This window comes from Rhodanobacter glycinis (genome assembly GCF_006438785.1).
GTDB classification, from domain to species: domain Bacteria; phylum Pseudomonadota; class Gammaproteobacteria; order Xanthomonadales; family Rhodanobacteraceae; genus Rhodanobacter; species Rhodanobacter glycinis_A.
Window position 1 is genome coordinate 328,299 of record NZ_RCZB01000004.1, and the last position, 12,904, is coordinate 341,202.

The window sequence follows — 12,904 nt, forward strand, 5'->3', positions numbered from 1 at the left end:
AACCTCCCGTCGTGATCGCACGCCTCGATGGCGACCGTTTCACGGACATTGTTTTCGCGAACATCGCTTTCGGACGGTTTTGAAGATAGCGCCGGATGCTTTGCCCGCGGTGGCGACGGGCGAACAATGCAGGGACGCCGCGATCGGACATCCGCAGCGAAAGAGCCCGGCGACGGATAGCCGCACGCGCGAATGCCGGTTCATTCATCGCGGCCCGCGCGATCAGCGTAGATGGTCAGGCCCTTCAGCGAGCGTGCGGGTGCCGGGAAGAACAGGCTCGCCAGGTAGCCGATCACGATGCACAGCAGGATCGAGATCGCGAGATAGAAATACGGATGCACCAGCTTGAACCACCACGCCACCAGGGTCAGGCAGATGCTCGCACCGATGCCGATGGCGACGCCCGGCGAGTTGGCGCGGCGGGTGAACATGCCCAGCGTGTAGGCACCGGCGAATCCGCCGCCGAGCAACCCGGCCAGTTCGATCGACACGTCGAACAGCGAGTGCACGTCGAAGCGTGACAGCAGCAAGGCGAGGCCGATACCGATCAGCCCCACCGCGATCGTCATCAGCTCGGCGAAGAACACGCTCTTCTTCTGCGTGGGGTCTTTCACCAGGCGATCGTAGAAATCCACCGAGATCAGCGTCGCCACGCTGTTCATGATGCCGGACAGGGTTGCCATCGCCGCGGCGAAGATGCCTGCGATGATCAGCCCGGTCACGCCCATCGGCAATTCCGCCGCGATGAACAGCGGGAACGTGGCATCGATCGGCAGCAGCGGATTCATCCGCTCCGGATGCACCTTGTAGAACACGAACATCGCGGTGCCGATCATGTAGAACACGAATCCGCCCGGAATCATGATTGCCGCGAACATCCATATCGAACGCCCGGCCTCCTTGTCGGACTTGGTCGACAAGGTGCGCTGCATCAACACCTGGTCCTTCGGAAACGTGAGCACCACGTCGAACAGCACCAGGAACAGGAAACCCCACACGGTGGCCTTGGTGAGATCGAAACTGAAGTCGAACAGGTGCATCTTGTGCTCGGCCATCGCCGTGGACATGAATTCGCCGATGCCGCCGTGCAGGCCCCAGATGATGAAGCCGATGGCGAAGATGGCGCCGCCCATCTTCACGATCACCTGCACGAAATCGGTCCAGATCACCGCCTTCATACCGCCCATCGCGGTGTAGATGATGGTGAAGCCGCCCATCAGGATCACGCTCCAGGTGACGCTGATGCCGGTGATGGTGGCGATCGCCAGCGCCGGCAGGAACAGGATCACGCTCATGCGGCTGCCGAGCTGGGTGAGGATGCACAACGCGCTGGCCAGCATGCGTATGCCCGGATGGAAGCGTGTTTCGAGATACGAGAACACCGACATCAGGTCCAGCCGGCGCAGCAGCGGCACGATCCACACTGCGACGAACATCAGGCCGAACACCGCAATCAGGTTGTTGGTGAGGTACTGCCAGTTGCTTTCGAAAGCCTTGGCCGGGATCGCGATGAAGCTGATCGAACTGGTGTTGGCAGCGTACAGGCTCACACCGGCGGCCCAATACGGAATGCTGCGTCCGCCGACGAAGAAATTGGACGTGGAATTGCGCTTCTCGCGCAGATAGAAGAACAGTCCGATCCCGATCATTCCTGCGAGGTAGACCACGATCACGATCCAGTCGAGCCAGCGCAGCAACAGCGGCTTGCTGGACTGCACGCTCGCGTAGCCGAAGTCGGCGTGCCTGCCATCGGCACTGTGCTGTGCCCAGAACATGCCGTTGGTCCAGGCGCCGACGGCGATCACGCCGGCGGGCGCGGCTCCGGGCAGGGTGGCCCAGGCGCTGGTGATGGTCTGAAAGGTCATCAAGCGGGCCGGGACATCCGCATGTGCACCGTCGCGAACGAGGTAGAGCGCATTCGCCTGGCCCAGCGCATGGCCGGAACCCGGCAGCAGCCGGCCGGGCACCTGGCCACGTTCGCTCCAGCCGGCGTCGGCGGTCCAGCGCCATAGCCGTTCGGTAGTGCCGGAAGGATCGGGCACCGTGACGAACACTGTCGCGGCGCGGGCGACCACCGAGCTGGGTATGCCGTCGCCGGGCCATCCCGCGAGCGTGTTCCAGCGCGGCTGTTCCGCGTTCGTCTGCAACTGCAGTAGCCGCGCCTTGCCATCTGCGCCGATGCCGGCGATCGACAAGGTGTCGTTCGACCACGCGCCACGCGCGCCGCGCAATGGCATCGGCAAGGGCGCCAGCGGCTGCAGTTGGAGGCGGTCGTCGCTGGCGCGCAGACGGGCCACGCCGGCCACGTCGGGGCTGTCCGGGGCGGCAGTAAGCAGCCACGCCTGCGTGCCGTCGTCAATGATGCCGGCGGCCGGCGCTGCGCCGGTCGGCCATGCCAGCCGGACCCAGGTCTTGCCGGTGCGGTCGAGGCGCCAGGCTTCGCCGTCGGAGAGCGCCAGCGGCTGGCCGTCGACGACGGCGATGTCGCGTAGCGGTGCGCTCGTTTCCAGCGACGGCAGTTTCCCGCCGCGCAGCGATGCCAGGCTCTGCGCCTGCACGGGCACGAGCACGGCGAGCAGCAGCAGGCCGAGCAAGACGCGCAGCATGCGCGGCACCTGGCTGGCAGCAGATGCGATTCCAACGCCCCCGCGCATGTGCATCAATCTGGCCGCCGCGCGGCGGCAAGCAAGGCCTGCGCGCGTTTAAGAAAGGGCAGGTCGATCATCCGGCCATCGACCACGAAGGCACCGCGCGATTGCGCGCTGGCCGCCGGCGCGGCCTCGACGATTCGCCGCGCCGCCGCGAGCTCCGTCTCCGACGGCGCGAACGCCGCGTTCGCCAGCGGTACCTGACGCGGATGCACGCAGCTCTTGCCGGCGATGCCCAGGCGTCGCGCCATGCGGGCTTCCTCGCGATAACCCTCGTCGTCGTCCAGCGCGGCGTAGGCGCCGTCCATCGCGAACACCCCAGCCTGCGCCGCCGCCATGCGCAGGGCGAACATCGCCGCGTGCACATTGCGCGGATCGGTGCGGTCGATGCCGTACGGCTCGAACAGGTCGCCCAGGCCCAGCTGCAATCCCGCGACGCGCGGATGCGCGCCGGCGATACGCGCGGCGTCGGCCAGCGCGCATGGCGTTTCGATATTCACCAGCAGGCCGATCGGATGTGCCACTGCGTTCGCCCGCTCCGCCGCCTCGATCGCGGCCACCGCGGCGAGCAGGGCGTCCGGCGATTCGATCTTGGGCAGATTGATCAGGGTGACGCCGTTGCGCACGATCGCGGCGAGGTCCGCCATGAAATGCGGTGAATCCGGTGCGTTGGTTCGCACGATGATGAGCTTGGCCGCCTGCGCGACCGCGTCGCCGACCACGAACTCCGCCACCGCCTGGCGCGCCTCGGCCTTGCGCGCCTCGGCGACGGCATCTTCCAGGTCGAACGACAGCGCATCGGCATCGCCGGCCAGCGCCTTGGCGAACAGCTCCGGCCGGGAGCCGGGTACGAACAGCTTGCTACGCATGGGATTGCCTGCCGATCGCCATCCTCGTCATGAGCGGCAGTGTGCGGCAAGGACTTCCGCGAATCGAGCGGGCCCGGCATGTTCAAAAGATAGTTTTTCTATCTAACTGGACCGGCGGCGCGGGAGCGGGCTCAAGGAGCGGCTTTCTGTGTTTCGCGCAGTGCCGCCACCGCTGCCGCGGCGTTTACCTGCAGCTTTCCGTTGGAGACCTTGCTGCTGCGGAGCAGGAGATCATGGGCCGTGCGTGCATCCAGTCGGGGCGAGAGAGCCAGCAGCAGGGCAACGATGCCGCTCACATGCGGGGCCGCCATGGATGATCCGGAGGTGAAGTCATATCCGCCATCGGGTTGCGTTGTCAGGATATCGATGCCGGGAGCGCTCAGGACGCCGGGAGCTGCGGCCGATGTTCCGCCCACGCGAACGACAAGGACTCCCGGCGCGTCGATGGGGAAGCCATCGGCGTTCCCATCGGGCGGCATGGCAGCGACCACGATGCGGCCCTGTTCGAGGATCCGCGCGAGCAGCTGGCTGAGTAGCGGATCGGCGGGGCCGCCCAGGCTCAGATTGATGATGCGGGTGTCCGTATCGATGATCGCCGCCAGCGCCTTGGCCAGCGTAAAGGAGTTGCAGCGTGCGCCGGCATGGAGCGCGGCCGGATACCAGCATGCCTTGTAGATGCTGAGCGTGGCCTTGGGCGCGATCCCCACGATGCCGCGATGATTGTCGCCATCGGCGGCGATAACGCCTGCCACTTCGGTGCCATGACCATCGCGGTTGAACGCCGCCGCATCGTCATCGACCATGTTGTGCATATCGTGGATACGCCCCAGGAGATCGGGGTGCGTCGTGTCGACGCCGGTATCGACGATCGCCACATGAACCCCGTTGCCTTCGCTGAAATCATGCGCGAGGGCGGCATCGGTTTCGACGAAGCCGCGTTGGAGGCTGGCGTAGGGATCGTTGTCCTGGTGTGCGTCCTGCGGTTTATCCGCGTAAACGGCATAGTCGTGCAGCGGCTGTGCAAGTTGCACCCGATCGTCCTTGGCGAGCGCCTTGAGCAAGGCGTCGCGGGCCATGCCCGGAGGGGTCTTCACCACCACGCAGTACACGTCGAGGGCCTTGATCGGCCAGCCGGTGATCTCATGCAAACCGTAACTTTGCTTCAGCGCAGCCAGGGTGGCTGCCGCGCGCTGTCCGGCGCCGTAATGCTTCGACGGGGCATAACCCAGCAGGCTGGAGCCAGCGTGCGTGGCGGGCGGATCGATCGGGTTGGCGACAGCCAGCACGATGTCGCGCTGACTGTCCATGGCGGACGCGTCAACGACCGGCGCGCGGCCGAGACTCGCGTGATCATCCTGCGGCGCCCTGGGCCGCGAGGAGGCGCACGCGCTCAAAGCCACGGCTACGAGAAGGATGAGGCCGCGTTTCATGGTGTGGTGATGACGGGCTCCGCCAGACGGATGCCCCGAGTCGCGCGCAGCTGCTGCAAGGCAGCCCGCGGCGCCGCAGCGGAATCCGTTGGCGCGACGGTGTAGGCGCCCACATCGTTTGGGCCGCCCACCACCTTCAAGCGAAGGGCATGCAGCAAGGCATTCCAATCGGCCAATGTCATGGCCGTGTCAGGCACGACACGGATCGCGCCCGGCGCCGCCGGCGGAGACTCCTGGCTGAGCGTGCGATACAGCGGGCTTCCGTCCGCCGACCACAGCTTCATGCCCAGGGCACCGATGCCGAGCGCCTGGATCAACACCACGGCGACCAGTGCCCGATTCAACCAGTTTCCCGATCGCGAGCGCAGGCGCACTTCCTGGGGCTCCGGCGTATCGAGACGGGCGAGCAGGCGGCCCAATCCGATGTTCGCGTCGACCGGAATATCCGAGGGCAGCGACATCGCCTGCCGCAAGCGACTTTGTTGTGCGTACTCCTTGCGGCAGGCCTCGCATTGCGCCAGATGACTTTCCAGCCATTCGCCTTGCTCGTGCGTGGCGCTGCCCTGCAGCACCCAGGGCATCGCCTCCCAGGCGCGGACGCAGTCCCGGTCGGAATTCGACGGGAACGTCATGGCAATTTCTCCCTGTGGATGGATGTCTCTCCCGCCAGGGCGGGGAGCACGTTGCGCAGCTTGACCCGCGCATGGAACAGACGCGCCTTCACGGTGCCCACGGGGCACTGCATGATGACAGCGACTTCATCCAGGGTATGACCGACGCCATAGACCAGTTCGATCACCACCCGTTGATCCGCCGACAGGCGATCGAGCCCCTTGCCCAGCCAGTCGCGCAGCTCGCGATCTTCATCCAGGTCATGGGCGGGCGTGCGCTGCTCGGGCAGGGTGTCGTCTTCGACCGGCTCGTCGCCGTGTTGCCGCAGCGCCTTCAGCCCGCAGCGATAGGCAATGCCCATGAGCCAGGTGGAAACGCGCGAATCGCCGTGGAAGGTGCCTGCTTTCTGCCAGGCGATCCAGAAACAGTCGTTGATGACTTCCTCAATGACGTCGCCGCGCCGCGTCAGGCGGGACAGGAAGCGGCACAGCCTTCCGTGATAGCTGCGGTACAGCACACCCAGCGCGGCGCGATCGCCCGCCGACATGCGCTGGAGCAGCATGCGGTCGGTGGCATCCGCATCGATATCGGCGTCGTTCATGGGTTCGGACAGGTCGTCGGATCGTGGTGGTCCGTTACGTAAGTACCGTATCAGCGCAAGAAGGTTGCCTCTGCATTCAAAAGGAGCGCGAAATCGTCGCGACCCAGGGGGAAGCGCCCAGATAACCCGATTGTCGACGTGTTGCCGGGTCGGCCATGATGCGATCGAGCTCGATCCGCCAGGATCCGCTGGCCCACAGTAGTCCCACGTGACCGTACCTGCTCAGGCCAGTGCTGTCGTGGCGGTAAGGCCTCGAGTGAGCGTAGCGATAAGGCCGGTAGGGCGCGGCAAGGGATTGGGCGACGCCCGCCCCGGCGGAAACGGAAAAATGTTCCGCCAATGGCCAATGGAGGCTGAGGTCGGCGGCACCACGCGGCCGGTGGCCCTCCGCGCCCAGGACGTAGATGGCCGAGACGCCCAGGGTCAGCACGTCCCGATAGGTCCAGTTGAGCCCTGCTTCGGTGCGATCGGAGGTTCCGGAACGGTTGCCGGTGGAATACCGGTAGTAGAGCAGGCTCGCCTGCATCTGCCAGTCATCGGACAGCGACCAGTGGCGGGACGCCTGGACGAGCGCTTCGGCCAGACGGCTCGGCGAACGCACCACGGCAGCTCCCGACAGGCCCACCGACCAGCCTGCCGGAAAAGTCAAGGACGCAGCCCCCTGCACGATAGGCGTGTTGCCGGTGATCGCCTGGCCCCGGTCAACCAGCTGCGAACTCAGTGCCACGGTGCCATTGAAGGTGGTCGATTGGGCACGCAGTGCCGGGGAAAGGCAGATGCCGACGGCCCATAAGGTGAAACCAAGGGCCGTACGGGTAATGAATTCGCCCCGGTTCGCACCATCGAGGCGGCGGGAACGAACGGGACGATCGCGCAAACACATCGCCGCGCGCGGGAAGCGATAGTCCGTCATGAGCAAGTCATCGGTTCATTACTTGAACGATCCATGCTGGCGCGGCCAGTGCCCATGCCACTCCCGATCGATTCGGCGCAGGCCAAGGAAGATCATCAGTGCAGCGTGCCAAGGTACGAAATGAGATCGTCCAGATCCTTGGCGTCGGTGAGGCCATCGTATTTCATTTTGGTGCCGGGATCGGCTTGTCTTGCCGGCTGCGACAAATAACTGCGCAGCTTTTCCGGCGTCCAGACCCAGTCGTTTCGCCCGCGCAGGGCATCCGAATACGAGTAATCCGGCAACGTAGCCGCCTTGCGCCCCACGATGCCGAAAAGGCTGGGGCCTTTTTTATTGCGTCCCTCCCGGATGCTGTGACACTCGGCGCACTCCGACTTGAAGACATCCGACCCGGCGGCGGCCTCGGCGGCATGGACAGGAAGAGCAGCCAGCACCCAGCCGAAAACGAGTACAGCGGCGGACAGCCCCAAAGGCAATTTCGTCATTTCTAGAACGCCAGGCTCGCCGAAACCAGGAATGCATCGAGGTCGGCCGGCCGGGTTGTCGAAACGCCCGGCGGAGCGCCGAAGATGTTGTTCGTCGCGCCGTTGAACCGTGTGAAGCGGAACCACGTGGCGGCGATCTTCATGTTGGCCACGGAAGTGAACGAGTCATCCTTGCCGAACGGCGCCCAGAACACGCTGAGGAGATTGGCGGTGGTGTCGGGGTTGCCATACGGCCCGAAGCGGACCGCATCACGCGTGCCGTTGCTCTCCAGGTGCGCAAGCTGCAGGCCATAGCTCTGCCTGAAGGTGTAGGTGACGCTCAGGGTTTCATCGTGCAGCGCGCCGCGCGGCAGGGCGGTGAAGCCAGGGGTGCCCGGGTCTGGCGGCGTGCTGCCGTACCGGCGTTTTTCGAGGATGTTCACATAGCTGAGCTGCACGATGTTTTCCCGGTTACCGAGAAACTGGTAAGTCAGGTCGTAGCCCAGGTCGGTGAGTTTGTCCGACGATCCCCTGCGCTGAAGCTGGCGCCTGGTCGTCAGTCCCACGACGCCTACCGAGAAGAACTGGCGCTTGAGATCCTTCATGTACGCGAAGCGGAAATAGCCGGTGTCGCCGATCTTGCCCGGGTCGCCCGAGATGGAATAACCGAGGTGATCCTGCGTGGAAGTCGGCAGCGAGTTGTAGGTGCCCACTTCGCCATACCAGTCCGAGTCATATAGGCCGTAGACAGTGGCGCCAATGACACGGTAGGCGGGTGCGTTGGCGCTGGACAGTTTGAGGAAGGTGCCAGTGGGTCCTTGGCCACCGGGTGGCCCGAGGTTTGTCGCGGCGGGCAGCACGGCGATCGGATCGTCGAAGCTCGGACTGTTGTTGACGCTTACGCCCAGCGTCAGGTCCTTGCCGCCGAGCTTGAGTTCCCTGGCGACAAAGCGCAGATCGACATTGCGGAGTTTGGTGTTGTAGGTGTTGTGTCCGACACGATCGGCCTCGACCTTGACGTAACCGCCGACCTGATCGGTCAGGCGGCCGGCCAGGTAGAGGTCGGCCTCGGTGAGGTTCATGCTGCTCTCGCCACGGGCCGGTGCGGTATGCGTTTCGACCAACTGGGCAGACACCGGAATCTTGCCGCCGTTGCCGTCCGTATCGGTGTAGCCGTTCAACTTGAAGCGCATACCATAGGGCGTCAGATTCGGTCCGTTGCCGCCACCGCCGTACGCGCCGGCGTGACAGTCGGCACAGGCGGATCCGGTTTGTCGGGCATACACCGGAATGGCGTGAGCGGCGGTGCTGGCGAACAGCAGCAGCGCCGCAAGGCTGCAGTACAGCGTCACGATTCCGGAACGGAGATTCGCCCATCGGTGCGGAAAAGACGACATGAAGTCTCCTTAGTTGGGACAGGTGCGGCAGTGAAGTAAGGGCCACGCGCAGGTCAGCGACGGCGTCGCGGCAACATCGTCCGCAGCACGCCGTCGCGCCGGACGAAGTGATGCCAGAGCGCTGCCGCGATGTGCAGCAAAATCAGTCCGAGCAATAGCCAGGCGGCATCCTGGTGCCACAACTGCAGGGCATCGGCGAGATCCTCGTCGGCGCCCACCAGCGCAGGCAGGGTCGCACCCAGCAGATGCACCGGCTTGCCTTGCGCATCGCTGAGCGCCCAGCCGAGCAGCGGCTGCGCGAGCAGCAACGCGTACAGGGCGACGTGAGTTAGCAGCGCCAGCAGTCGAATGAAGCGCGACGAATCGCTGTCGACCCGCAGCCTGCCCAGCCGCACGCGCAGGGCCACGCGGGCGAAGAAAAGCACGAGCACGAACAATCCGAAATGGCGATGTCCCTCGAGCAGCCACATGCGCAGTGCTCGCCCGGCGACCTGGTCGCGGGTCAGGATCAGCGCCGCCGCCAGCACCAGGCAAAACGCGGTGAGCCAGTGCAGGATCGCCAACTTCCTGGAGCGTAGTGGCGCTGCTTTTTCACCCGACCGATCGGGCGGGCGACGCAAATCGCCGATGTGAGGCATGAGCACGACGTTGCCGCCACCTGCTGGCGGAGTTTTGTTCCCCAATCCCATACCTGGTGATGCCCCTGCGCGTTGTCGTCGTCGAACCGATTCCCGCGCATGCCCCACGACCAGCCTGGTCGCCGAAAGAGAGACTCATGTGCAGCCCGAGAGTGACCTTGGTACGGATGAGTGCCGGTTGCGCGATGAAAGGTTGCCTTCACCCGGCTCACTCTCCCGCTTCGCAGAGCCGGTCTTCATCCGGCACTAGTCCATCGCATTGGCGCTGCCCGCCGGCGACGCAACCTTTCGCCGGCCGTGCGGCACTCAGCTAGGTAAGGGTGGTCATCTTCAAAATTCACAGCCTGGCCTGGAACATGGAAATCGAGCGAATCCAGTTGCAGAAGCATGGCGATAGCCGCGGCATGCTCATCGCCTTGGAGCAGGATCGAAACGTGCCCTTCGAGATCCGGCGCGTGTACTACCTGTTCGCCACCAAGAGCGATGTGCATCGAGGCCGGCACGCACATCGCCGGCTCAATCAACTGGCGGTGACGGTGCGCGGCTCCGTCACCTTTCTGCTGGACGACGGCAGCGGCCCGGTGGCGGTCGTGCTCAACGATCCTTCGCAGGGGCTGTTGCTCGGCCGCATGGTATGGCGCGAGCTGTACGACTTCAGCGAGGATTGCGTGCTGATGGTGCTGGCCGATCAGTTGTACGACCAGAGCGACTACATCACCGACTACGCCGACTTCCTGCGCGAGGTCAACGGGACCCTGTACCCGCAGGACATGGCAGCATGTCTAGGCCGCTAGTCCTTGTCGGCGCGGGCGAGTTCGCGCAGATTGCCTGCGAATACTTCGAACACGACAGCGACCGTGACGTGGTCGCTTTCAGCGTCGAGCGCGACTATCTCGTGCAGCCGATGCTGGCGGATCGCCCGGTGGTGGCCTACGAGACCCTGGAGACGCACTACCCGCCGGCGGATGTCGATGTATTCGTCGCGATCCCGGCCAGCCAGCTCAACCGCGTGCGCACGCGCTTCTACCTGGATGCCAAGCGCAGGGGCTACCGGTTCGCCACCTACGTCAGCACGCGCGCCTTCGTGTGGCGCAATGCCGAGGTGGGCGAGAACAGCTTCATCTTCGAGGGCAATGTCATCCAGCCCTTCGTGCGCATCGGCAACAACTGCATTCTGTGGAGCGGCAATCACGTGGGTCATCGCACGGTCGTGCACGACAACGTGTTCGTTTCCTCGCATGCGGTGATTTCGGGCTATTGCGAGATCGGCCAGAGCAGCTTCATCGGCGTGAACTCCACCTTCAACGATCACGTGAAGGTCGCGCCCGACAACGTGATCGGCGCCGGTGCGCTGGTCACGCGCGACACCGAGCCGGGCCGGATCTACGTCGGCTCGCCGGCCAAGGCGGTGCCCGGCAAATCCAGCCTCGACGTGAGGCTTTGAAGAACGCATGTTCGAGTGGGCCAAGAAGGGACTGGTGTTCGAAACCGCGCGCCATGGCGTGGGCGGCTGGATGCTCAACTCGGCGCTTACGCCCACGCCCTGGCGCATCGACGAGGACACCATCCGGGTCTATGCGGGTTTTCGCGATGCCGATGGCGTTAGCCGCATCGGCTACGTCGACGTGCAGGCGAACGATCCTGCGTCGATCGTGCGGGTCAGTGCCGAACCGGTACTCGACATCGGTCGGGACGGCTGCTTCGACGACAATGGCGTGATCCTCGGTGATGTCGTCGAAGCGCCGGGTGGCCTGCACATGTTCTATGTCGGTTTCCAGTGCGTGGCCAAGGCCAAGTTCCTGGCCTTCACCGGCCTGGCTGTTTCCACCGATGGTGGCGATCATTTCCGGCGCGTGCAGGAAACGCCGATCCTGGGTCGCGCGCCCGGCCGCAGCACCATCGGCGCGGTGCATTCGGTCATCCACGAAAACGGTCGCTGGCGCATCTGGTATGCCGCTGGCGACGACTGGGAAACCATCGGTGGCCAGCCTTTTCCGCGCTACCACATTCGCTACGTGGAGACGGACGATCTCGGTGTCATGCCGCGTGCAGACCATGTTTGCCTATTGCCGCGCGGCAGCGAGTATCGGATCGGCCGGCCGCGCGTGTACCGGCTCGGCGGCAGGTACGTCATGTACTTCACGCGCGGCAATCGCGGCAGGGAATATTTCCCCGGCGTGGCGTACAGCGACGACGGCATCCGGTGGGAGCGCCACGACGAGGCGCTTGGGATGACGTTGTCCGCCAGCGGCTGGGATTCGCTGGTCATCTGCTATCCCGCGCTGATCCGCCAGCGCGACAAGCTGCTGATGTTCTACAACGGCAACGACATGGGGCTGGATGGATTCGGCCTGGCCGAGGCCGACTGTGACCGCTTCGACGGTGATGCAAATGTTCACGGTTAGGCCCTATGCCCAGGCTGATTCGAGTGCCTGGGATGCGCTGGTCGAGCGTTCCCGCAACGGCAACCTGCTGCACCGGCGCGGCTACATGGATTATCACGCCGACCGCTTCGTCGACCGGTCGTTGATGATCGAGCGCCACGGCGAAGTCGCGGCGGTTTTTCCCGCGAACATCCACGACCGCACCGCGACAAGCCATGGCGGCCTTACCTATGCCGGCCTCATAACGAGCGACGCCCTGCGCGCCGAATCGACGCTGGCGGTGTTCGGGCAGATCGGTGACCACTATCGCGCGCTTGGCGTGGAACGCCTCATCTACAAGGCGGTGCCGCATGTGTTTCATGCCTATCCCGCCGAAGAGGATCTGTATGCCTTGCATCGGCTGGGGGCGCAGCTGAAGCGCCGCGATCTTTCCTCGGTGATTCCGCTGCAGGAAGCATTTCACTTCACGCCGGGGCGCCGGCACGCCATCGACAAGGCGAAGAAGGCCGGCATCCGCGTGCAGGCTGATGCCGGCCTGGAAGATTTTCACGCTCTACTTTCCGACGTGCTTCGCAGGCACAACGCCGTGCCCACCCACAGCCTGGCGGAGTTGCGCCTGCTGCAGGCCCGCTTCCCGCGGCACATCGTGCTGCATGAGGCGCGTATCGGGGACCTCTTGCTGGCGGGTGTCCTCATCTACGATTTCGGTCGGATCGTGCATACGCAATACATGGCCGTCTCGGAACAGGGGCGGCGTCTGGACGCGCTCAGTTTCCTGCTGGCGGAGCTGATCGAACATACGTACGCGGCGCGGCTCCATTTCAGCTTCGGCATTTCGACCGAACAGGAAGGGCGCGTACTCAACGGCGGGCTGATCGCGCAGAAAGAGTATTTCGGCGCCCGCGCCGTCGTGCACGATGTCTACGAGTGGCGGCTGTGATGGACACC

13 protein-coding genes are annotated in these 12,904 nt (G+C 64.7%); 4 read left to right on the forward strand and 9 right to left on the reverse strand.

The features are described from left to right. Positions 1–200 precede the first annotated feature (200 nt). The 9 genes from EAH75_RS15330 to EAH75_RS15370 form a co-directional block, all read right to left on the reverse strand. Complete coding sequence (locus EAH75_RS15330) at positions 201–2,606, reverse strand: sodium:solute symporter (RefSeq protein ID WP_241668962.1); 2,406 nt, start codon at positions 2,604–2,606, stop codon at positions 201–203. Positions 2,607–2,659: 53 nt separating this feature from the next. Continuing rightward, the gene (locus tag EAH75_RS15335; protein WP_140648604.1) at positions 2,660–3,517 is read right to left on the reverse strand and encodes an HpcH/HpaI aldolase/citrate lyase family protein; all 858 of its coding nucleotides are present in this window, start codon (positions 3,515–3,517) and stop codon (positions 2,660–2,662) included. Between the two features lie 131 nt (positions 3,518–3,648). Beyond that, positions 3,649–4,947: a S8 family serine peptidase gene (locus tag EAH75_RS15340; protein WP_140648605.1), complete on the reverse strand. Its 1,299-nt coding sequence runs from the start codon at positions 4,945–4,947 to the stop codon at positions 3,649–3,651. Then, entirely contained in the window at positions 4,944–5,579 is a 636-nt protein-coding gene (locus EAH75_RS15345) for a zf-HC2 domain-containing protein (RefSeq protein WP_140648606.1), read from the reverse strand. Before EAH75_RS15345 ends, EAH75_RS15340 begins: the two co-directional genes overlap by 4 nt. Further along, the gene (locus tag EAH75_RS15350) at positions 5,576–6,160 is read right to left on the reverse strand and encodes an RNA polymerase sigma factor (protein ID WP_140648607.1); all 585 of its coding nucleotides are present in this window, start codon (positions 6,158–6,160) and stop codon (positions 5,576–5,578) included. Before EAH75_RS15350 ends, EAH75_RS15345 begins: the two co-directional genes overlap by 4 nt. Positions 6,161–6,236: 76 nt before the next feature. Further along, positions 6,237–7,073 carry a hypothetical protein gene (locus EAH75_RS15355; RefSeq protein WP_240046123.1) on the reverse strand — a complete coding sequence of 279 codons (837 nt, stop codon included), beginning with the start codon at positions 7,071–7,073 and terminating at the stop codon, positions 6,237–6,239. A 95-nt stretch (positions 7,074–7,168) separates the two neighbouring features. After that, the gene (locus tag EAH75_RS15360; protein ID WP_140648608.1) at positions 7,169–7,558 is read right to left on the reverse strand and encodes a c-type cytochrome; all 390 of its coding nucleotides are present in this window, start codon (positions 7,556–7,558) and stop codon (positions 7,169–7,171) included. Positions 7,559–7,560: 2 nt separating this feature from the next. Continuing rightward, entirely contained in the window at positions 7,561–8,934 is a 1,374-nt protein-coding gene (locus tag EAH75_RS15365) for a cytochrome C (RefSeq protein ID WP_140648609.1), read from the reverse strand. Positions 8,935–8,987: 53 nt separating this feature from the next. Continuing rightward, positions 8,988–9,497, reverse strand: a complete 510-nt coding sequence (locus EAH75_RS15370; RefSeq protein ID WP_140806071.1) for a cytochrome b — start codon at positions 9,495–9,497, stop codon at positions 8,988–8,990. 431 nt (positions 9,498–9,928) lie between these two features. Between EAH75_RS15370 and EAH75_RS15375 the strand changes: the two genes are divergently transcribed. The 4 genes from EAH75_RS15375 to EAH75_RS15390 are packed head-to-tail and all read left to right on the forward strand — an operon-like array spanning position 9,929 to position 12,896. Then, positions 9,929–10,366, forward strand: a complete 438-nt coding sequence (locus tag EAH75_RS15375) for a sugar 3,4-ketoisomerase (protein WP_140648611.1) — start codon at positions 9,929–9,931, stop codon at positions 10,364–10,366. Next, complete coding sequence (locus tag EAH75_RS15380) at positions 10,351–11,016, forward strand: acetyltransferase (RefSeq protein WP_140806073.1); 666 nt, start codon at positions 10,351–10,353, stop codon at positions 11,014–11,016. The genes EAH75_RS15375 and EAH75_RS15380 overlap by 16 nt, the downstream gene beginning before the upstream one ends. A gap of 7 nt (positions 11,017–11,023) precedes the next feature. After that, complete coding sequence (locus tag EAH75_RS15385; protein WP_140648613.1) at positions 11,024–11,977, forward strand: hypothetical protein; 954 nt, start codon at positions 11,024–11,026, stop codon at positions 11,975–11,977. After that, on the forward strand, positions 11,964–12,896 hold the full coding sequence (locus tag EAH75_RS15390) for a GNAT family N-acetyltransferase (RefSeq protein ID WP_140649610.1): 933 nt from the start codon (positions 11,964–11,966) through the stop codon (positions 12,894–12,896). Before EAH75_RS15385 ends, EAH75_RS15390 begins: the two co-directional genes overlap by 14 nt. Positions 12,897–12,904 lie beyond the last annotated feature (8 nt).

What these genes read in the sequence shown, in the direction of transcription:
- EAH75_RS15330 (WP_241668962.1), bottom strand. Translation starts at nt 2,606, where the DNA reads ATGCTGCGCGTCTTGCTCGGCCTGCTGCTGCTCGCCGTGCTCGTGCCC.
- EAH75_RS15335 (WP_140648604.1), bottom strand. Translation starts at nt 3,517, where the DNA reads ATGCGTAGCAAGCTGTTCGTACCCGGCTCCCGGCCGGAGCTGTTCGCC.
- EAH75_RS15340 (WP_140648605.1), bottom strand. Translation starts at nt 4,947, where the DNA reads ATGAAACGCGGCCTCATCCTTCTCGTAGCCGTGGCTTTGAGCGCGTGC.
- EAH75_RS15345 (WP_140648606.1), bottom strand. Translation starts at nt 5,579, where the DNA reads ATGACGTTCCCGTCGAATTCCGACCGGGACTGCGTCCGCGCCTGGGAG.
- EAH75_RS15350 (WP_140648607.1), bottom strand. Translation starts at nt 6,160, where the DNA reads ATGAACGACGCCGATATCGATGCGGATGCCACCGACCGCATGCTGCTC.
- EAH75_RS15355 (WP_240046123.1), bottom strand. Translation starts at nt 7,073, where the DNA reads ATGACGGACTATCGCTTCCCGCGCGCGGCGATGTGTTTGCGCGATCGT.
- EAH75_RS15360 (WP_140648608.1), bottom strand. Translation starts at nt 7,558, where the DNA reads ATGACGAAATTGCCTTTGGGGCTGTCCGCCGCTGTACTCGTTTTCGGC.
- EAH75_RS15365 (WP_140648609.1), bottom strand. Translation starts at nt 8,934, where the DNA reads ATGTCGTCTTTTCCGCACCGATGGGCGAATCTCCGTTCCGGAATCGTG.
- EAH75_RS15375 (WP_140648611.1), top strand. Translation starts at nt 9,929, where the DNA reads ATGGAAATCGAGCGAATCCAGTTGCAGAAGCATGGCGATAGCCGCGGC.
- EAH75_RS15380 (WP_140806073.1), top strand. Translation starts at nt 10,351, where the DNA reads ATGTCTAGGCCGCTAGTCCTTGTCGGCGCGGGCGAGTTCGCGCAGATT.
- EAH75_RS15385 (WP_140648613.1), top strand. Translation starts at nt 11,024, where the DNA reads ATGTTCGAGTGGGCCAAGAAGGGACTGGTGTTCGAAACCGCGCGCCAT.
- EAH75_RS15390 (WP_140649610.1), top strand. Translation starts at nt 11,964, where the DNA reads ATGTTCACGGTTAGGCCCTATGCCCAGGCTGATTCGAGTGCCTGGGAT.